The 20,669-nt window shown below is 36.2% G+C and carries 16 protein-coding genes; 13 read left to right on the forward strand and 3 right to left on the reverse strand.

Annotated elements, in window-relative coordinates:
* Positions 1–33: 33 nt before the first annotated feature.
* Positions 34–516: a DUF1189 family protein gene (locus TY11_RS14650; protein WP_042147704.1), complete on the reverse strand. Its 483-nt coding sequence runs from the start codon at positions 514–516 to the stop codon at positions 34–36.
* A gap of 218 nt (positions 517–734) precedes the next feature.
* Between TY11_RS14650 and TY11_RS14655 the strand changes: the two genes are divergently transcribed.
* The 11 genes from TY11_RS14655 (at position 735) to TY11_RS14705 (ending at position 14,828) form a co-directional block, all read left to right on the forward strand.
* Positions 735–1,673, forward strand: coding sequence for a YybS family protein (locus tag TY11_RS14655; RefSeq protein ID WP_042147706.1), 939 nt, complete (start codon positions 735–737; stop codon positions 1,671–1,673).
* Between the two features lie 47 nt (positions 1,674–1,720).
* A complete protein-coding gene (locus tag TY11_RS14660; RefSeq protein ID WP_042147710.1) occupies positions 1,721–3,694 on the forward strand; it encodes a DHH family phosphoesterase in 1,974 nt (657 codons plus the stop codon).
* On the forward strand, positions 3,691–4,137 hold the full coding sequence (rplI, locus tag TY11_RS14665) for a 50S ribosomal protein L9 (protein ID WP_042147713.1): 447 nt from the start codon (positions 3,691–3,693) through the stop codon (positions 4,135–4,137). The genes TY11_RS14660 and rplI overlap by 4 nt, the downstream gene beginning before the upstream one ends.
* A 39-nt stretch (positions 4,138–4,176) precedes the next feature.
* On the forward strand, positions 4,177–5,547 hold the full coding sequence (dnaB, locus tag TY11_RS14670) for a replicative DNA helicase (RefSeq protein WP_042147716.1): 1,371 nt from the start codon (positions 4,177–4,179) through the stop codon (positions 5,545–5,547).
* A 312-nt stretch (positions 5,548–5,859) separates the two neighbouring features.
* Positions 5,860–7,149 carry an adenylosuccinate synthase gene (locus TY11_RS14675; RefSeq protein ID WP_042147719.1) on the forward strand — a complete coding sequence of 430 codons (1,290 nt, stop codon included), beginning with the start codon at positions 5,860–5,862 and terminating at the stop codon, positions 7,147–7,149.
* A gap of 374 nt (positions 7,150–7,523) precedes the next feature.
* Positions 7,524–9,002 carry a peptidoglycan DD-metalloendopeptidase family protein gene (locus tag TY11_RS14680; RefSeq protein ID WP_042147722.1) on the forward strand — a complete coding sequence of 493 codons (1,479 nt, stop codon included), beginning with the start codon at positions 7,524–7,526 and terminating at the stop codon, positions 9,000–9,002.
* Positions 9,003–9,241: 239 nt separating this feature from the next.
* The gene (yycF, locus tag TY11_RS14685) at positions 9,242–9,946 is read left to right on the forward strand and encodes a response regulator YycF (RefSeq protein WP_042147725.1); all 705 of its coding nucleotides are present in this window, start codon (positions 9,242–9,244) and stop codon (positions 9,944–9,946) included.
* 6 nt (positions 9,947–9,952) lie between these two features.
* A complete protein-coding gene (walK, locus tag TY11_RS14690) occupies positions 9,953–11,776 on the forward strand; it encodes a cell wall metabolism sensor histidine kinase WalK (protein ID WP_042147728.1) in 1,824 nt (607 codons plus the stop codon).
* Positions 11,776–13,119: a YycH family regulatory protein gene (locus TY11_RS14695; RefSeq protein ID WP_042147731.1), complete on the forward strand. Its 1,344-nt coding sequence runs from the start codon at positions 11,776–11,778 to the stop codon at positions 13,117–13,119. Before walK ends, TY11_RS14695 begins: the two co-directional genes overlap by 1 nt.
* A 2-nt stretch (positions 13,120–13,121) precedes the next feature.
* Complete coding sequence (locus tag TY11_RS14700) at positions 13,122–14,036, forward strand: two-component system regulatory protein YycI (protein ID WP_042147734.1); 915 nt, start codon at positions 13,122–13,124, stop codon at positions 14,034–14,036.
* 6 nt (positions 14,037–14,042) lie between these two features.
* Positions 14,043–14,828, forward strand: a complete 786-nt coding sequence (locus tag TY11_RS14705) for an MBL fold metallo-hydrolase (RefSeq protein WP_042147737.1) — start codon at positions 14,043–14,045, stop codon at positions 14,826–14,828.
* 935 nt (positions 14,829–15,763) lie between these two features.
* On the opposite strand, the gene TY11_RS14710 is transcribed toward TY11_RS14705, so the two are convergent.
* Entirely contained in the window at positions 15,764–16,666 is a 903-nt protein-coding gene (locus tag TY11_RS14710) for a nuclease-related domain-containing protein (protein ID WP_042147740.1), read from the reverse strand.
* 167 nt (positions 16,667–16,833) lie between these two features.
* Here TY11_RS14710 and TY11_RS14715 point away from each other — a divergent pair, with 167 nt between their 5' ends.
* A complete protein-coding gene (locus TY11_RS14715; protein ID WP_042147743.1) occupies positions 16,834–18,024 on the forward strand; it encodes a S1C family serine protease in 1,191 nt (396 codons plus the stop codon).
* Between the two features lie 282 nt (positions 18,025–18,306).
* Here TY11_RS14715 and TY11_RS14720 read toward each other — a convergent pair whose 3' ends face one another.
* Positions 18,307–18,675: a DoxX family protein gene (locus tag TY11_RS14720; RefSeq protein WP_369797415.1), complete on the reverse strand. Its 369-nt coding sequence runs from the start codon at positions 18,673–18,675 to the stop codon at positions 18,307–18,309.
* A gap of 232 nt (positions 18,676–18,907) precedes the next feature.
* Between TY11_RS14720 and TY11_RS14725 the strand changes: the two genes are divergently transcribed.
* Positions 18,908–20,623 (forward strand): ABC transporter ATP-binding protein, encoded by a 1,716-nt coding sequence (locus TY11_RS14725; protein ID WP_042147749.1) that lies wholly within the window; start codon positions 18,908–18,910, stop codon positions 20,621–20,623.
* Positions 20,624–20,669: the final 46 nt, after the last annotated feature.

A 20,669-nucleotide genomic window follows, 5' to 3' on the forward strand; every position in this document is an offset into this window, starting at 1 on the left:
TCTAGTTAACGAGTAGTTTGATTAAAAGTTCCCTTATTTTTTACGCTTCGGATAAACATTAATAATCTTAAACAAAAGTACAAAGGTAAATACCATTGAAAGTAGCAAATACGAGTCACTAATAGGAGTAATAATGGCGATTACCGTATATAGAATAAATGGTATGGTAGTGGAATAAGCTATCATTTTCCAAAAGATCTGTAGTTTTAGCTTACGTTGCATGCTTTTAGCGATCCAAGTAAACAGGTAAGCAAGCAAAGTAATCAATAAGAACACCATAATAGTTAATGGTAGATAATAAAACATAAAGAAATAAATTAACTTAAACACAATATTCATATCCGAGCCGATACTAGATGTTTCTGTTAATCGATCAATCAATGAGGGAATAGAAACGATAAAAAGCATAATAAACATATAAAAAACGGTAATATCCATTGGTATTCGATTTAATTTAAATACCGACTGTTTTCTTGGTAACTGTAAACTAGATAAGAATGTCTTCCACAAAACCATTTGTTATTCAATCCTTTAATTATGTCTTCCTTTATATTATAATGGAAGTTGTCAATTAAAGCTTGAACAATACGTAACTTTTCTTCTTGAACTTCTATTTATTTGCCCCTCATATTGCATCAATCTCTATTAAAGTACTCATTCTAATACCATATAGGTTTTTATTCATGTTATCATATTACAATAAACTTTCTAATAAAATATGAGGTGCATACTGGATGAATAAATCGAAACAACTAACAGATGGAGCACTACTCTCAAGCATTTTTATCGTACTGTTACTCATTACCGTGTTTGTTCCAGTACTATCATTCTTCACTATGTTTTTACTAGCAGTTCCATTTGTCATTTTTGCGGCAAAGTATGATTGGAAGCCTTCTTTAATCATGCTTTTTGTTGTTATAGTATTATCAATACTTTTTGCAACCATACTATCGCTGCCTTTACCTATTTTATCGGGATTAGGTGGAATTATGATTGGTTCTGGAATCCATCGCAAAAAGTCACCCTACGAGACATGGGCTAGAGGGACAATAGGATTTGCTACTGGAATTTTAATCATCTTTGTATTTGCTTACGTAGTACTTCAGATCAATATAATAGAAGAATTTAACTTAATCGTAAATGAATCGTTGGTTATGAGTAAAGAAATGATGATGACTTTCGGAATGGGAGAAGTTTCCGAGGAACAATTTAACCTGATAGAGCAACAAATGAATATATACAAACAATTAATACCAGTATTTATTGTATTTTCTTCGATTTTACTAGCCCTTATCAATCAGTGGGTCAGTTATAAAATTCTAAATCGAATAGAACGCAAACAATTGCGGTTTCCAAAGTTTCGAAATTTACGTTTTCCAACGAGTATAATTTGGATTCACTTATTTGCTATTATAGGTACGCTGTTCCAAACCGAAACGAGTGGTACATTTTTTATTGCTCTACAAAATATTATTATGTTAACGGGTTTATTAATGATACTACAAGGGTTTTCGTTCATATTCTTTTACTCACACCATAAAAAACTTTCGAAGGCAATACCAATTATTGCTATAGTATTGGCAGTTCTTTTTGCACCAATACTACTACCTCTGGTTCGAATCTTAGGTATAATAGATTTAGGGTTTGGCCTAAGAGAACGTATGGTAAAATAGTAGTACATGAACGATAAAGAGTTGCTCATTAATAGGAGCTGAAAATAATGTCAGATTTGAAGAAGCGACCGAAGTTAAGTAATCATTTATGGCTAATATATGCTGTATCGATTATTTTACTTGGGTTTATATGGTACTACGAATGGATACTTGGTAGTATAATGACCGTTTTTTTAGTATTGTCATTTTACTATTCCATTCGTGTGGAAAGAAAATTATCCGATGAAACAAATAAATATATATCTACCTTATCTTACCGAGTTAAAAAGGTAGGAGAAGAAGCATTACTAGAAATGCCTATTGGAATTATTTTATTTAGTGATGAGTATACAGTGGAATGGACAAACCATTATATGCATCAATTTACTGAAGAAGACACCATAGTTGGAGAGTCATTAAATTTAATTTCGGAGGATCTTATCCCTATTATCAAAGAGAACCATGAGGATGCTCGTATTCAGCTTGGAGACTTTGAATTTCAAACGATTGTAAAGAGAGACGAACGATTAATCTATTTATTCGATCGCACAGAACAGGCCGAAGTTGAGTCATTATATCAAAATGAACAGACGGTATTATTCTTCATATTCCTAGATAATTATGATGAAATCTCACAGAATATGGAAGATACAATTAAGAGTCAATTGAACTCAGAAGTTACCTCCTTTTTAAATCAGTGGTCCCATTCATTTGGATTATATTTAAAGCGGACATCACAAGACCGATTCTTAGCTGTCGGTACAAAGGAAATCTTAGGGCGATTAGAACAAACTAAGTTTGATATTTTAGATGATATGCATGAGTTAAACTCTGAACTAGATATACCAATAACGTTGAGTATAGGGGTAGGAGTAGGAAATGCAACATTACCTGAATTAGGTCAGCTGGCACAATCAAGCCTTGACTTAGCACTTGGGCGTGGTGGTGACCAGGTTGCCATTAAAGATGATAGTGGTAAGGTTAGGTTTTATGGTGGAAAAACCAATCCAATGGAAAAGCGTACGCGAGTTAGGGCTAGAGTTATTTCACATGCATTAAGGGATTTAGTCAGAGCCAGTGATCGTGTTATTATTATGGGACATCAAGCACCAGATATGGATTCGATCGGTTCGGCGATTGGAATATTAAACATTGCCCGGACGAATGGGGTGGATGGGTATATTGTCTTTGATCCAGATGATGTGAGTACAGGAGTGTACCGATTAGTGGAGGCAATTAAGGCAGAACCTAATATTTGGCAACACTTTATCGACCCTGATGCAGCAGAAGACCTAATTACTAGTCGTAGTTTAATTGTTGTTGTTGATACACACAAACCTTCTATGGTTGTTAGCAAGCGTTTATTGAGTAAATCGGAATATAAAGTTGTTATTGACCATCATAGGCGTGCGGAGGAATTTATTGAAAATACTACGTTGGTTTATATGGAACCATATGCTTCATCGACTGCAGAGTTAGTAACGGAACTTCTAGAGTACCAACCAAAAGGTGAAAAGTTGAAAATGCTGGAAGCAACAGCATTACTATCCGGTATTATAGTAGATACAAAGAGTTTTACCTTAAGAACAGGTTCAAGAACATTCGATGCTGCATCTTACTTACGTGCAAAAGGTGCCGATACGGTACTTGTTCAGCAATTCTTAAAAGAAGACTTGGAATTATATATAAAGCGCAGTAAACTTATTGAGCGGGCAAAAATTTATCGTGGCTCCATTGCCATTATTAGAGCTAATCATGGTGATACTTATGGGCCAGTATTAATTGCCCAAACAGCTGATACATTATTATCAATGACAGGGATATCAGCATCATTTGTCATTGCTGAACGTAAGGACGGAAAAATTGGTATTAGTGCTCGTTCATTAGGGGAAATAAATGTTCAAATTATTATGGAACAAATGAATGGTGGCGGACATTTAACCAATGCTGCTACACAATTAGAGGATACAACAGTAGAAGAAGTAGAAGCTCAATTAAGAGATATATTAGATGAATATTATGAGGGGAGCGAATCGGTATGAAAGTAATATTTCTACAAGATGTTAAAGGAAAAGGTAAAAAAGGTGAAGTTAAAAATGTATCAGATGGATATGCAAGAAACTACTTATTAAAAAATAATCTTGCGGAAGAAGCAACATCAGGTAATATAAAAGCTTTGGAAGCTCAAAAACGTAAATCAAAGCAGCTAGAACAACAAGAAAAAGAGAATGCAGAACAACTGAAGAAAAAGATTGAAAGTCTAGAAGTAACCATCAAAGCCAAATCTGGTGATGGTGGAAGATTATTTGGCTCTATAACAAGTAAACAAATTGCAGACGCCTTAAATAAAGATCATGGTATTAAAACAGATAAACGTAAATTAGAATTAGATCAACCAATTCGTGCTTTAGGCTACACCAATGTCCCGATTAAACTTCACCCAGAAGTGACAGGGACGGTTAAAGTACATGTTGTTGAACAATAAGATATCATGCGTCTCAACGGTTAAAGGAGGAAACAAATCATGAGTGAATGGAATGACAGAACTCCACCACATAATATTGAAGCGGAACAAGCCGTTATCGGTGCAATCTTTCTTGAACCAGAGGCATTTTCAACAGCATCTGAACTACTCATGCCGGGTGACTTTTATCGTGCAAGTCACCAACGAATTTTTGAAACAATGTTGAGGCTTGGGGATAAGGGAGAACCGATTGACCTAGTTACCGTAACAACAGCTCTTTCCAATACTCAGCAATTAGAAGAAGCAGGCGGTGTTTCCTACCTAACTCAGTTAGCAGAAAGCGTACCGACTGCTGCGAATATTGAATATTATGCTAAAATCGTCGAGGAAAAAGCAATACTTCGCCGTTTAATTCGAACTGCAACCGATATTGTTACGACTACCTTTCAGCGAGAAGATGAGGTAGAAGATGTTCTAAATGAAGCGGAAAAGAGCATTTTAGATGTATCTGGAAGAAAGAACACCGGAAGCTTCAAGGTAATTAAGGATGTCCTGATCGAGGTTTATGATAAGATTGAAACCCTTCATCGAAGTAATGGAGATGTAACTGGTGTACCGACTGGATATCGTGAATTAGATAAGATGACTTCTGGATTCCAACGAAATGATTTAATCATTATTGCCGCACGTCCATCTGTTGGTAAAACCGCATTTGCCTTAAATATTGCGCAAAACGTAGCAACGAAGACCGATGAGAATGTAGCCATCTTTAGTTTGGAGATGGGAGCAGACCAATTAGTCCAACGTATTCTTTGTGCAGAAGGTAATATTGATGCATCTCGTCTTCGTAATGGTAAGCTAGAGGCAGATGATTGGAGTAAACTAACAATGGCAATGGGTAGCTTGTCCAATGCCGGAATTTATATTGATGATACACCTGGTATTCGTGTGAGTGAAATCCGTTCCAAGTGTCGTCGTTTAAAGCAAGAACACGGTCTTGGCATGATCTTAATCGATTACCTACAGCTAATTGCTGGTAGTGGTAAACCAGGTGAAAACCGTCAACAAGAAGTTTCTGAGATTTCCCGTTCCTTAAAAGGACTAGCCCGTGAGCTAAATGTTCCACTTATTGCGTTATCACAGCTTTCCCGTGGTGTAGAACAACGTCAGGACAAACGTCCGATGATGTCTGACCTTCGTGAATCAGGAAGTATCGAGCAGGATGCTGACATCGTTGGCTTCCTATATCGTGATGATTACTATGATAAGGAATCAGAGAAACAAAATATAATTGAAATCATTCTTGCGAAACAACGTAATGGTCCTGTTGGTACAGTTGAACTAGCCTTTGTAAAAGAATATAATAAGTTCGTAGATTTGGATCATCGCTATCAAGCAAGTGATATCCCACCAGAACCAATTCATGCATAACAGCCTTTTTTGTGAAGGCTGTTTTTTTTATTGTTTAGGAAGGTGCTATATTCTCATAAACATTTTGGAGCGGGAAAGCAAATGACTTATTACAGCTGATGAAATAGCCGTATACCAATATTAATGGCAAAAAACTGCGGTAAAACCTTTTCAAGAGCAAAATATCAATAAAAATATCATATTTACGAACGATAACAATAAAGTTCATATTATAATTCGTGTTTTACATTGATTGAGTTATGCATAACTGGTAAAATAATGAGAGAAACTAAACAAAACCATACAATGAAATGTATTTAGTGGAGGTGCGTCATGTCGTCAGTAGTAGTTGTTGGAACACAATGGGGAGATGAAGGTAAAGGAAAGATTACAGATTATTTATCACAACAGGCGGAAGTGGTTGCCCGATATCAAGGTGGTAATAATGCAGGTCACACGATTAAATTTAATGGGATAACGTATAAGCTCCATTTAATACCATCGGGGATTTTCTATAAAGATAAAATATGTGTATTAGGAAATGGGATGGTTATTGATCCAAAGGCATTCATAGATGAAATCAACTATTTACACGAGCGTCACGTTTCTACTGACAATTTAAGGATTAGTAATAGAGCACATGTTATTTTACCCTACCATCTAAGGTTAGATAATTTACAAGAGGAAGAAAAAGGCGAACATAAAATTGGCACAACGAGAAAAGGTATCGGACCGGCCTATATGGATAAAGCGGCTAGAACTGGTATACGCATAGCAGATCTTCTTGATAAGGATGTTTTCCGTACAAAATTAGAACAAAACTTAAATGAAAAAAATCGTATTTTTGAAAAGATATATGAAGTTGAACCTCTCCATGTGGAAGAGATTTTAGAGGAGTACTATGAATATGGGCAAAGAATGGCAAAATATGTTTGTGATACATCTGTCGTATTAAATGATGCTCTTGATGAAGGTAGACGTGTATTATTCGAGGGTGCCCAAGGTGTCATGTTAGACATTGACCAAGGGACATATCCATTTGTTACGTCTTCTAATCCAATTGCAGGTGGTGTAACAATAGGATCTGGTGTCGGCCCAACTAAAATTAATCATGTAGTTGGTGTATCAAAGGCATATACAACACGTGTTGGTGATGGACCATTTCCGACAGAACTCCATAATGATATCGGGCATCAAATTCGTGAAGTAGGTCGAGAATACGGAACAACAACAGGTAGACCCCGTCGTGTTGGGTGGTTTGATAGTGTTGTGGTAAGACATGCAAGAAGAGTGAGTGGTATTACAGATTTATCGTTAAATTCAATCGATGTTTTAACTGGAATTGAAAGCTTAAAAATTTGTGTTGCTTATAAATACAAAGGGAATGTTATCGAGGAGTTCCCCGCAAGTTTAAAGGTACTAGCAGAATGTGAACCAGTTTATGAAGAAATGCCTGGTTGGAAAGAGGATATTACGGGTGTCAAGAGCTTACATGAACTACCAGATAATGCTAGACACTATCTTGAAAGAATTTCACAGTTAACACAGGTGCCATTATCTATCTTTTCCGTTGGACCTGACCGAACACAGACAAATTTAATACGTGGTGTTTACGGAAATTAAACCAGAGATAAGAATGGAATTATAGGTTAAGCGAGTACTGCAGGTTAAGATAATACTCATATTTTATGTTAGATAGGGGGGCATATTGCTCCCCCTTTTTATTACGAAATATTACGGTTTGTTACATATTTGTAAAATAAATGTATAAAAATGGCGGAAACACCAAGAAATTAACAATATTTTATAAAAAATTACAGCTTTTTTGAAAAACTTTGTTACATATTATACATTTTCATTACAAAAGCGCGGATGTTGTTCCTTCCCCTAATAAACTGTGGTAGATTAATAGAGTAAATAAATAGGTCTTTTAATCTATATAAATACATCATTAGATTTAGATATATATATATAAAATTATAGTAATAGGGGGAAATATGGTGTTCTTTGGAAAAGGTGATGAGCGAAGGCAAAAGAGAAGCCTGCTAAAAAAATCCATCGTTGCAACTGGGCTCATAACGGTACTAACAACCGGAATAGTCTTTGCAGAAGACTCAAATAAGGTAGAAACAGTACATCATGTGTATGTTGACGGAAAGCATATAGGACAAATTAGTGATCAGGAGATTGTTAACCAAATCACGCAAAACAAACTTCAACAAGCAAAAGAAACTTATGAGGAAATCGACCTAGCAATTGGTGAAAATGTCAAACTCATTTCCGAGTTAGTATTTAATCCAACATATAATAATTCTTCAATTGCAGAGTACTTAGAAGAGAATCTTACGGTAAAGGCTCAAGCAGTGGAATTAAAAATAGGTGACGATGTTGTAGGGTATTTTGAAGATGAGCATGATGCGTTGAAGGTTATTGAAGATTACAAACTAAAATATGTAGACGATGAAACATTAAAATTAATGGAGTCTGCGAAGGCTGCTGATATGGAGTCAGATGGTCCCCAAATCACTGATACTCCTTTAGAACCAGCAGACCTTGCAGTAGGTGAATCTATTATATTAGACGTTATTCTATCAAAGGAAGTTTCATATTCTACGAAAAAAGTTGCACCAGATGAAGTTTTGACCGTAGCTGATGGACTTAAGCTATTAGAAAAGGGTACTCTTAAAGAGGAAAAACATACCATTCAAGAAGGGGAAGTGCTAGGAGAAATTGCCTCCCAATATGATTTATCCCTTGAATCATTACTTGAGTTAAACCCGTCTATTAAGGAAGATTCTTTAATTCAAATTGGACAAGAACTGAACGTTACGGAATTGAAGCCATTTGTTGATGTTATTGTTCTAAAAGAAGAAAAGAAGGAAGAAACTATTGCTCACGAAACTGAAGTAGTTGAATCAGATGAATTATTTAAAGGTGATGAAGAGGTAAGACAACAAGGTTCTGACGGTAAAAGGGTTGTTCAATATTCAATTGAAATTCGTAACGGAAAAGTTGCTAAACGTGATGTGTTAGAAGAGGAAGTTACGAAAGAACCTGTTAACAAGGTAATTGTAAAGGGTACAAAGGTAATCCCTTCACGTGGAACTGGTAACCTTTCATGGCCAACAGTTGGTGGCTATATCTCAAGTCACGTAGGATACCGCTGGGGCTCATACCATAAAGGAATAGACATTGCTAGACCATCTAATCGCTCTATCTTAGCAGCGGATAATGGAACAGTAGTATCTGCAGGTTACTCAGGCGGATTTGGTAATAAGATTGAAATTGATCATAATAATGGTATGAAAACAATCTATGCACACCTTTCTTCAATCGATGTTAGTGTTGGACAAACCGTTCAAACTGGCCAACAAATTGGTGTAATGGGATCCACTGGTAATTCTACTGGAGTCCATCTTCACTTTGAAGTATATGAGAATGGTGAATTACAAAATCCATTAAATTATTTAGACTAATAAAGCATAAAGAGCTGACTCATGATACATATTATGAGCCAGCTTTTTTGATAAGGCTGTTTCTATGGAACGTTGTTGAAAGTAATCTTTATATAATGAATATCAGTGACTAAATCAGCTCTTAATATATAGACCTTAAGGAACAAGACATTTCAATAAAAGTAAGTTAAAATAGAGAAAATACAATCTAATCAATACGCATAAGTTAATATATAAATAACCAAAAAGGAAGTGTTATTGTGGCACAGAAAATTTTAGTTGTAGACGATGAACAACCAATTGCAGATATATTGAAATTTAATTTAGAAAAAGAAGGTTATGAAGTAGTTGTGGCAAATGATGGAGATGAAGCAATTAAATTAGCAGATTCAGAAAACCCTGATCTTATCTTGCTAGACATCATGTTACCTAATAAAGATGGTAATGAAGTATGCCGAGAAATCCGTAAAACAAAGACAACTCCAATTATAATGCTAACCGCAAAGGATTCGGAAATTGATAAGGTACTGGGATTAGAGCTAGGTGCAGATGACTATGTCACGAAGCCATTTAGTAATCGTGAATTAATTGCCCGTGTAAAAGCAAATCTGAGAAGACAACAACATGTACCAGAAGAACCAGGAAAAGAAAACAAAGATATTTCCATCGGATCCTTAACTATACATCCGGATGCCTACACCGTATCAAGGGATGGAAAGCAAATTGAACTAACTCATCGTGAATTTGAGTTACTACATTACCTTGCTCGCCACATTGGCCAAGTAATGACGAGAGAGCATTTATTAGAAACAGTATGGGGATATGATTATTTCGGTGATGTTAGAACAGTCGATGTTACAGTAAGAAGACTTCGCGAAAAAATAGAGGAGAATCCAAGTAATCCAACATGGATTGTAACACGTCGCGGCGTTGGATACTATTTACGTAATCCTGATCAGGAGTAGGTTTTCATGCATAAAGTCGGTTTTTTCCGTTCAGTTCAATTAAAATTTATTCTTATTTATATTTTATTATTGTTGGTAGCTATTCAGATTATTGGATCGTATTTTACTTCCTCTCTTGAAACGGAACTTACAAATAACTTTAAGAAATCAATAGATGGAAGAATTGATGGGTTAAGTCACTACGTGGAAATTGCTTTTAATCAGGAACGAACAGAGGATTCGGAAACGACACTTCAGCACGATCTACAGGCGATTGTACGGGATATAGATACCGATAGTACATGGAGGCTCTTGGTAGTTAATAATCAGAGCCGCGTAGAAGCGGTGAATAATTATGATGAGCAATATAGAGTAGGGAAGAAGACAACATTAGATAATGTCCAAAAAGTGTTGATATCTGGTAATGAACAATTTGATCAAGTGATTGACCAAGATAATAATCATGTTTGGATTCAAGCAACTCCAGTAGTTGATGATGAAGAAAATGTTGTTGGTGTAATCTATGTGGAAGCACTATACCAGCATATTTATGACCAATTAAAGGAAATTAACCAACTTTTCTTAAACGGTTCTCTTATAGCAATAATAGTCTCAGCCATTCTAGGGATATTAGTAGCACGTGCTATTACTAAGCCAATTATGGAAATGCGAAGACAAGCTCAGATTATGGGAAAGGGAGACTTTACGCAAAAGGTTAATGTCTATGGTACAGACGAAATCGGTCAATTAGCCATTGCATTTAATGATTTGAATGATCAGTTAAAGTATTCCCATGCCAAAACAGAAGAAGAAACGAGAAAATTAAACTCTGTTCTGGCAAATATGTCTGATGGGGTTATTGCTACGGATAATACTGGTGCAGTGACACTAATGAATGAAGCAGCAGGTATTCTTCTCGGAATGGACCCAGAGGAAGGTATCGGGGAACTTATTATTGATGTGTTAAAGCTTGACGAAAAAGTAGTGGATCTATCTGAACTACAAGAGAGTGGCTCTATGATTATTGATTTTAGTGATGACGATGAAATCTTCTTAATTCGTGCAAACTTTTCTACGGTTACGGATGAAGATGATGATATCACCGGGTTTATTACGGTTATCAGTGATGTTACTGAACAAGAAAAAATAGAACAAGAACGCCGAGAGTTTGTTTCTAATGTATCACACGAACTAAGAACACCATTAACTACCATGAAAAGTTATATTGAGGCACTAATAGATGGTGAATGGAAAAACGAAGCCATTGCTCCAAGATTTCTTGAAGTTACCCAAAATGAAACAGAGCGTATGATTCGGATGGTAAATGACTTACTACAGCTTTCTAAAATAGACAATAAAGAACATCAGCTACAAAAAGAACGTTCGGAGTTTGTGGGTCTATTTCATCATATAATTGATCGATTTGAAATGAATATTCCAGAGCATATTGAGTTTGTACGTGAATTACCAAATGAAAAGCTTTTTGTTTATATTGATAAGGATAGGCTTATACAGGTCATCGATAATATTATTTCCAACGCCATTAAGTACTCTCCTGAGGGTGGAAAAATTATTTGTCGCGTAGTAAAACAAAGACATCAAATGCTTGTTTCAATTACAGACCAAGGTATGGGTATTGCGTATGATAAATTGGAAAAAATCTTTGAGCGTTTCTACCGAGTTGATAAGGCACGTAATAGAAAGCTAGGGGGAACGGGACTTGGGCTAGCAATATCGAAAGAATTAGTAGAAGCACACCACGGGAAAATTTGGGCGAAAAGCTCAGAAGGTAAAGGTACCACGATATTATTCACTCTCCCGCTGATGGGTAAGAAGCGGAGGATTAACTAATGAAACTTGAAGTTATCAAATCGTATACGTTAGCCATTTTAGTGGGCATTAGTTTAATATTGTCATTTAGCCTATGGAGTTACCAATCTGAAGATGCGCCGTTAGAAGAAGATGATGCTCTTAATGAAGAGGAAATTAATCTTGGAGGAGAAGTTGAATCGAGAAGAACATTGGTACAGCCCAGTAAAATTATTTTTGATGATGGTGGTAATTATTATGGCTTTATGAATCCCATTAATATGGAGGACTTATATGAGGATATGAAGTCTTGGGTTCTCTATAATTTCCGAGTAAGTGATGCAAATGGGCGTCCAAATGAAGGATCACAGGTAGAAATCATTTACCCCATAGAATTACCAATGGCCATTATACCGAGTTTATTTACGGTAAATGATATTGAAAATGTTACTAGAAGTTTACCCGATAATTTATCATTTCAACGAACATATATCACATTTAATAATGACCATACGTTAACATTTATTTTCTTATCAACAGATGGAGAAGTACAGATAAAAGCAGACGTCAATAATGCACAAAAGTACGAGCTACTATTTAATTATATGGAAATTAAAGAGGGTTTAGAAGAATATGGTGTAATAGTGGAAGAAGAGTTTCCAACATATCTTCCTATAAATCCAATAACACCAAGTTATACATTTAATGTTGCTACTAGTTCCAAGCTGGATCCTAATATTTTAAAGAATGCCCTGTTTATAGACCCTTCGAGAGTGTTTACAAATGTATCGGAAGACATGGATATATGGTATCAAGATAGTCAACGATTGATGAAGGTTTTTGAAAATAAGCTCAATATGGAATATATTAATCCGCATGAATCATTTAGTTATAATCCAATGACATTCCTAGATTTATTAGATCAAAGTATCGACAATATCAACGGATATAAAGGGTGGGTACAGGATTATCATTTGGAAAGTATAAATACAATGGACAATTTTATCCGTTATCAGATGTTTTACCGTGGTTATCCGGTATTTAATCATGATGGTTTATCAACTATTGAGCAGATATGGATAAATAGTGATTCAGGGATGAATAATGAGCTTCAGCAACATCGGCAACCATTATTTACGATTAATAATACCTATTCAGATAGTTATACTTTACCATCTGGCAAGGAAATTATTAATTATTTAAAGGAAAATTCCATATATAAATTAAACGAAATTAAAGATATCCAAGTTGGTTACCGTTTAGGTTATGAGGAAACGACAGATCAATATATAAGGTTATCACTAACCCCTTCATGGTATATCAAGACCAATGGAAAGTGGGAACAAATTAATGTTGAAATAAAACCAAGTAAAGGAGTGAGCTGAGGATGCAATGGGGTCAAATAAAAACATTATTTATCCTCTGCTTCTTACTTCTTGACATTTACTTGTTATCTTTAGTCTTATCACAAAAAGAGAATGAGGATTTGGGATTTACCGTAGAGAGACAGGAGCAAGACGGGCAGACCTTAGAATCGGAAAATATTTCGATTAAGGTTGAATTACCGAAGCCTTTATCAAATGAGGAATTTGTAACCATTCAACAAAAAACCTTTAAAGAAGAAGAAATGAAGCTCATTAAATCAATGGAAAACCAGGATGTTGAAGTAGTCAAAAATAGCCTTATCATTTCACTATTGAAAGAGGCAGTAGCAATTCCAGAAAATGCTACCGATGAGTCTATAGAACAATTAGTGTTCTCTAGTGTATACTTAGGTAATGAGTACACTTTTGAGTATTGGGATAAAGATCGAAATACTCTAGTTTTTTTCCAGACAAAAGAAGGCAGACCCATTTACTATAACCAGAACGGATTAATTCTTGTCTACCTAAATGAAAACAATGAAATGGTAGCTTATACACAATCATATCTTGGGGCTCCAGAAAGAGCAAAAGAGGAAAGAAGTTTAATGAAACCACTTGATGCAATCATGAAACTTCATAGTAATAACCTACTCTATCCAAATGATGAGATAACAGATATAGAAATTGGGTATTATTCTACGTTTCCGTTAGATAGTGGACGTCAGGTTCTAGCTCCAACTTGGAAAATAAGTATTAAGGATAGACGTGACCGATATGTTAACGCCGTCGATCAATATGTAGTTTCAATAAACGATAACTTTATTGAGGATGTATTAGAATTAAGCATTGAGAACACAAAATCAATCAAAGACAAAGAAGAATTTAAAAAAAGCATGCTAGATATTCTTACTAGCAAGCTAACGATTAAATCGGAGTGAATCAGCATGACGTTACGTTTTAGTGTCCTAGCATCCGGGAGTACGGGAAATGCTTTTTATATTGAATCGAATAAAGAGAAACTACTGGTAGATGCTGGACTTAGTGGAAAACAAATGGACAAGCTCTTTGATGAAGTCCAAGTTTCCCCCGCAGATTTATCCGGGATATTAGTAACCCACGAGCATAGTGACCATATCAAAGGACTTGGCATCATCGCTCGTAAATATAATCTACCAATCTATGCAAATCAAAAAACATGGAAGGCAATGGAAGGATCCATCGGTAAATTATCACTGGATCAGAAGTTTGTCTTTAACATGGAAGAAGTTAGAGCTTTTGGTGATATTGACGTGGAGTCCTTCGGAGTATCGCATGACGCTGCTGAGCCAATGTTTTACGTATTCCGTAGTGGCGGCAAGAAAGTTGCCTTAGTAACTGATTTGGGTTATGTATCCGAGCGAATCAAGAAAACAATTGAAGGTGCAGATGCCTACATCTTTGAATCGAACCACGACGTCGGCATGCTCCGCATGGGCCGATACCCCTGGAGCGTTAAACGCCGCATCTTAGGCGACTCCGGCCACGTCTCCAACGAGGATTGTGGTTTGGCTTTAACAGATGTAATTGATAACAATACAAAGCGAATTTACTTAGCACATCTAAGTAAAGATAATAATATGAAAGACCTAGCACGCATGTCCGTAGACAACATCCTTCGCGAAAGAGGGATTGAAATGGAGCTGCATGATACAGATCCATTAATGCCGACTGGGATGTATGAAGTTGGGTAGGGATTGTGTGTTGAAATGTGGGTTTGAGATTGGAGCGACTGAGTGCGCTCTTTTTTTGTGGTTTTGTGGTTTTGGGGTTGTTTGGCTGGCGTTTCATAAAACAATTGTGGAGGAATATAGGGTAAAAAGTATATGAGCGTTGTTCACATGAACATTATGGTAAAAGATTTAGGGTAAAAAGTGCATGAGCGCTATTCACATGAACATTTGATAAGAGAATGAGGATAAAAAGTGCATGAGCGCTGTTCACATGAACATTATGGTAAAAGATTTAGGGTAAAAAGTGCATGGGCGCTGTTCACATAAACATTATGGTAAAAGATTTAGGGCAAAAAGTACATGAGCATTGTTCACATGAACATTTGATAATAGATTTAGGGTAAAAAGTGCATGAGCGCTGTTCACATGAACATTTGATAATAGAGTTAGGGTAAAAAGTACATGAGCGTTGTTCACATGAACATTTGATAAGAGAATGAGGGTAAAAAGTGCATGAGCGCTGTTCTCATGAACATTATAGTAAAAGATTTAGGGTAAAAAGTGCATGAGCGCTGTTCACATGAACATTTGATAAGAGAATGAGGGTAAAAAGTACATGAGCGCTGTTCACATGAACATTTGATAAGAGAATGAGGGTAAAAAGTGCAAGAGCGCTGTTCACATGAACATTTGATAAGAGAATGAGGATAAAAAGTGCAAGAGCGCTGTTCACATGAACATTTGATAAGAGAATGAGGATAAAAAGTGCATGAGCGTTGTTCACATGAACATTTGATAAGAGAATGAGGATAAAAAGTGCATGAGCGTTGTTCACATGAACATTTGATAAGAGAATGAGGATAAAAAGCACATGAGCTCAACCCTCATGTGCTTTTAGCAAAAGATTTAAGTTAAAAAGTGCCTGATATCCTCACTCATGGACAGTTCAGCAGTATTTATTTAAAGTAAGACCACCTATTATTACTGACATGTGTTAATTTTCTCTCTAAAATTCTTCTAACCCTCACTTTGGAAGGTACTATTTTGCACCAGTCATATATTAAATTGGTAGTTATCTTTTCATTTGGGAAGAGTAATAGAATTTCTTTTACTGCTTGCATTATGGTATCTTCAACAGATTCTTTGTAGCCACATTTAATGCATAGACATTTGTGCCCCTCAACCTTCACTCTAAACGCCCCACACCCCCGACAAATCACACCCTTTCTCAACTCCCCATAACTATACTCCGGCAACCTCTTAAAAGGCGACTCGGTCAAATGCATAGAGATTAACCTATCAGCAAATGCTTTATGCTTTTTCGTAATTCGAAAGTTGAGAGTATCGAGTTGTTTAAAGTAGCGGTTGACTTGTGTTGGGAGGATGAATGGTTTATCAAGTGGGGCTTGGTATAGGGTGAATGCTGGGTTAATGAATACTACTGAGGAGTTAATTTGTGTGGTAACACTGAGGGTTTGGAGTAATTGCCTTAGAAGGGATTCGGATCGGCTTATTTGGTTGACGGGGTTTGTGATTTCGTAATTTGCTTTGGTATATATTCGGTCGTTGTTGTAAAAGAAGTCTCCCTCGTGATTTTTAACTTCGAAAAGGTATAGCATGTCGGCGATTAGGAGGGTGTCGATTTGGAAAGTGGTGCTGCCGACCTGGAGTAATAAGTCGTTTAACACTAAACAATCACAACTTAAGTTCCTAGTTAACTCATCAAATGCAAGTTCACCTTCATACCCTTTCTTCAAATTATAATGATGTTGCTGGTCCTTTTCTGACAACTGCATTCTTGCATCCAATATCTCTATCACTTCTAATTCTAAAGGCTTCTTTCTTTCCTTGTATTCCATAATTCTTGTTTCCATCCTTTCTTATAAATTTTGTAATTCTATTAACACTCTATTATATATGATAAACAATTGCAAAAATATTTTAAAAACACTATCCCAGCTCAAATGTTTAATCAAATCGAAAAAGAACATAATAATCCTACATAGTAAAAAGGAGATTCTTACATATGGGCTATTATAATCAAAATTACCCCCCTAATCCTCATCGAAAGAAAGGAAACAGTTGGATTCCGTTAGTATTGGGTATTGTGATTGGTGCTTTAATCGTATCTATTGCGGTTCCGAGATTCTTAGAAATGAATGAACAAGTGAAAACGGGGTCTGCCGGGAATAACTCTAATGATGTAATTACACAACAGGTAGTTTCGCTCAATCTATCAACCCGTATAACAGAAATTGTGGAGGTTGTATCGCCCACTGTAGTTGGGATTACGAACATTGTGCATCATGCAGACTTTTTAGAGCAACAGCAGGATAGTGAAGCCGGGACAGGGTCTGGCGTTATTTATAAAAAGGATAATCGTTATGCTTATATTGTCACGAACCATCATGTTATTGAAGGGGCAGACGAAATTGAGGTGTTGTTAAGTGATGATACTGTACTTGAGGCAAGGTTACTCGGAACAGATTTATTTTCTGACTTAGCAGTGCTAAGAGTTGACGGGGATAAAATAAATCAAACCATAGAGATGGGTAGTTCTGATAATATCAAGGTGGGCGAGCCAGTTATCGCAATTGGTAATCCATTAGGCCACATGTTTTCCGGTTCTGTAACACAAGGTATAATTAGTGGTACCCAGCGTACCATACCACAGGACTTCAATATGGATGGAAGGGCTGATTGGCAGGCGGAAGTTATCCAGACGGATGCTGCGATTAATCCAGGGAATAGTGGTGGTGCATTAATCAATATGGATGCACAGCTTATTGGTATTAACTCCATGAAAATAAATCAGGAAGCGGTTGAGGGTATTGGATTCTCAATCCCGGTTGATTCAGCTTGGCCAATCATTGATGAATTAGAAAAAACGGGACAGGTCAAACGCCCTTATATAGGAGTGGAAATTTATTCGCTAGAAGAAGTACCTCGTTTAGAGTGGGATGAAACCTTGAACTTACCCAAGGATATAGAGGGTGGCGTATATGTTTGGAGTGTAGAGCCGTTATCTCCGGCAGATAAGGCTGGACTCGACCGACTGGATGTCATTACTCATCTAGATGATGAGCAGATTATGAATATGATCGATTTAAGGAAAATCTTGTATCAGGAAAAAGATATTGGTGATGAAGTAGAAATTACGTATTATCGTGATGGTGAAAAAAGAACGACAACCATCGTGTTGGGTGTTCAACGATAAAGAGAAAAACTGCACGGATGGGTGGTTGATAATGACCCCCATAGGGTGCAGTTTTTTTTATTCACAGCTAAGAAAATAGTAGGAATGCAGAAAGACCCACAACTTATCCCCATTCGCGAAAAGTTACTCACAATTTGTGTATATAAATTCATCTGCCATCTACATTTTGTGTCGAATTAAATCGAAAACACAAAATAGCTACGAACATTTGTGCATATGTGGATAAAAATGTGGATAACTATTAATAAACAAGTTGATAATCTGTTAATATCTGAAAATGATTTAAAACTTTTTCCCCGGCACATGTTTGAATAATAAAAGAAGAAGTATGATGACTACGATATCTAGGCGGGCTTGGAAGGCAAAAACTAGAAATCCTTCCGTTATAAGAATTGGAAGCTTTGAAAAATAAAGGGCACCAGCCATAATTACCAATAAGGGGATTGTGGCCTTTTTAACATACATTCCAGAGGCAATTAGTGCACCGCAACCTATTTCAATAATTGCTACAAGAAAAAGAGTGGACTCTGCAAACGGCACCTCAAGTTCATGAAAGTGTGACCTAAAACCCATTGAATCCGTTAAGAGTAATTTCAATACACCAGATGTTATAAAAACATATCCAACAGCATAGCAAAGCCAAGTTGCCATATTCATGTTCAGTTTAATGATAATCTCCTCCTGCCATCTAAGTATGTTCCCTAATATGTATGCGGGAAATAGGACAATCTTGACAAGCAATCGGAAATTGATTAATAAATTATTTGGAATATTAGACGTAATATTTTCATTCTTTCAAACAAAAATGTATAGTATAAAAAGGGACAAATTTGAGAAACGCTGTTTTTGTGGCGTTTATTGATGACAGAAGGAAGTGCAATTCATGTTAAGGCGTTTTTTCTCTTACTACAAGCCTCATAAAAGGCTTTTTATTATTGATTTTACCTGTGCAGTATTTGTAGCTATTTTAGAGTTGGCTTTTCCAATTGCGGTACAGGAGTTTATTGACCAGTTACTCCCAAGTGAAAATTGGAGCTTAATTGTTCTTGTCAGTGTTTTACTTTTAGCTGTGTATTTGCTTAGTACCTTTATGCAATATGTCGTTACATACTGGGGGCATAAATTAGGAGTAAATATTGAGACAGACATGCGTCAAGATCTCTTTCAACATACACAAAGACAGTCCTTTCGATTTTTTGATAATACAAAAACTGGGCACATCATGAGTAGAATAACAAATGACTTATTTGATATTGGGGAATTTGCCCACCATGGACCAGAGGATATGTTTATAGCTTTCATGACATTTGTTGGTGCTTTTGCATTAATGTTCAATATCAATTTCCACCTATCCGTGATTATTTTAATTATCGTACCGATCCTAATTTTTCTTATTACGTATAGTAATATCAAAATGAATAAAGCATGGAAATCCATGTATGAAGAAATTGCGGAAGTTAATGGCCGGGTAGAAGATTCTGTATCGGGTGTTCGTGTAGTACAGTCCTTTACAAATGAAGATTATGAAATGGAACGTTTTACAAAGGATAACTATAACTTTAGAAAAGCAAAAATTGGAGCTTATAAAGTAATGGCGTTTGTTCATTCCAATATTTATATGATGATGCGCCTTATTGTCTTAATTGTTTTAGTCTATGGTGCATGGTTAACCTTTAATGATCGGATGACCTATGGAGAGCTAGTAAGTTTTATCCTATTTACGAACGTGCTTTTTAATCCAATCAATAAAATCAGTGCATTATTAGAACTGTATCCAAAAGGAATGGCTGGGTTCAAACGTTTTACAGAAATTCTAGATACAGTGCCAGATGTACAAGACAGAAAAAATGCACAGGCCGTAAAAGATTTACAAGGATTTGTTTCCTTCCATAAAGTAACGTTTGGTTATGAAAAAACGCAAGGACCAGTCGTTAAAGCAATGAGTTTTAATATTAATGCTGGTGAAACAGTTGCCTTTGTTGGCCCATCTGGGGCAGGAAAAACAACGATATCATCCTTGATACCACGTTTTTATGATGTAGATAGTGGACAAATTACCATTGATGGCATTGATATTCGAGACATGACGAAACGATCCTTACGGGAGCATATTGGAATTGTACAGCAGGATGTTTTCCTATTCACTGGTACCCTTCGTGAAAATATCGCCTATGGAAAATTAGATGCCACAGAAGAGGAAATTCGTGAAGCTGCAAGAAGAGCTCATATGGAAGATTTTATTAATGAATTACCAGATGGCTATGAAACACAAGTTGGAGAACGAGGACTTAAGCTTTCCGGTGGTCAGAAGCAGCGTATTGCGATTGCCAGGATGTTCTTGAAAAATCCACCAATCTTAATTCTAGATGAAGCAACATCAGCGCTTGATACAGAAACGGAAATGATTATTCAACAAGCCTTAAATGAGCTAGCGAAAGACCGGACAACAATCATCATTGCTCACCGACTTGCAACTATTCGTAATGCGGATCGAATTATGGTGGTGACGAAAAAGGGAATTGAAGAAGAAGGAAACCATGAAGAATTACTAAGAAGAAATGGTATCTTTGCAAATCTCCATAAAGTTCAGATGCAATAGTTTATAAAAAGAAGATTTGACTCTTATGTGGAGCAAATCTTCTTTT

This window comes from Paucisalibacillus algeriensis (genome assembly GCF_000577245.1).
Classification (GTDB): Bacteria; Bacillota; Bacilli; order Bacillales; family Amphibacillaceae; genus Ornithinibacillus.

What these genes read in the sequence shown, in the direction of transcription:
- TY11_RS14650 (WP_042147704.1), bottom strand. Translation starts at nt 516, where the DNA reads ATGGTTTTGTGGAAGACATTCTTATCTAGTTTACAGTTACCAAGAAAA.
- TY11_RS14655 (WP_042147706.1), top strand. Translation starts at nt 735, where the DNA reads ATGAATAAATCGAAACAACTAACAGATGGAGCACTACTCTCAAGCATT.
- TY11_RS14660 (WP_042147710.1), top strand. Translation starts at nt 1,721, where the DNA reads ATGTCAGATTTGAAGAAGCGACCGAAGTTAAGTAATCATTTATGGCTA.
- rplI (WP_042147713.1), top strand. Translation starts at nt 3,691, where the DNA reads ATGAAAGTAATATTTCTACAAGATGTTAAAGGAAAAGGTAAAAAAGGT.
- dnaB (WP_042147716.1), top strand. Translation starts at nt 4,177, where the DNA reads ATGAGTGAATGGAATGACAGAACTCCACCACATAATATTGAAGCGGAA.
- TY11_RS14675 (WP_042147719.1), top strand. Translation starts at nt 5,860, where the DNA reads ATGTCGTCAGTAGTAGTTGTTGGAACACAATGGGGAGATGAAGGTAAA.
- TY11_RS14680 (WP_042147722.1), top strand. Translation starts at nt 7,524, where the DNA reads ATGGTGTTCTTTGGAAAAGGTGATGAGCGAAGGCAAAAGAGAAGCCTG.
- walK (WP_042147728.1), top strand. Translation starts at nt 9,953, where the DNA reads ATGCATAAAGTCGGTTTTTTCCGTTCAGTTCAATTAAAATTTATTCTT.
- TY11_RS14695 (WP_042147731.1), top strand. Translation starts at nt 11,776, where the DNA reads ATGAAACTTGAAGTTATCAAATCGTATACGTTAGCCATTTTAGTGGGC.
- TY11_RS14700 (WP_042147734.1), top strand. Translation starts at nt 13,122, where the DNA reads ATGCAATGGGGTCAAATAAAAACATTATTTATCCTCTGCTTCTTACTT.
- TY11_RS14705 (WP_042147737.1), top strand. Translation starts at nt 14,043, where the DNA reads ATGACGTTACGTTTTAGTGTCCTAGCATCCGGGAGTACGGGAAATGCT.
- TY11_RS14710 (WP_042147740.1), bottom strand. Translation starts at nt 16,666, where the DNA reads ATGGAATACAAGGAAAGAAAGAAGCCTTTAGAATTAGAAGTGATAGAG.
- TY11_RS14715 (WP_042147743.1), top strand. Translation starts at nt 16,834, where the DNA reads ATGGGCTATTATAATCAAAATTACCCCCCTAATCCTCATCGAAAGAAA.
- TY11_RS14720 (WP_369797415.1), bottom strand. Translation starts at nt 18,675, where the DNA reads ATGGCAACTTGGCTTTGCTATGCTGTTGGATATGTTTTTATAACATCT.
- TY11_RS14725 (WP_042147749.1), top strand. Translation starts at nt 18,908, where the DNA reads ATGTTAAGGCGTTTTTTCTCTTACTACAAGCCTCATAAAAGGCTTTTT.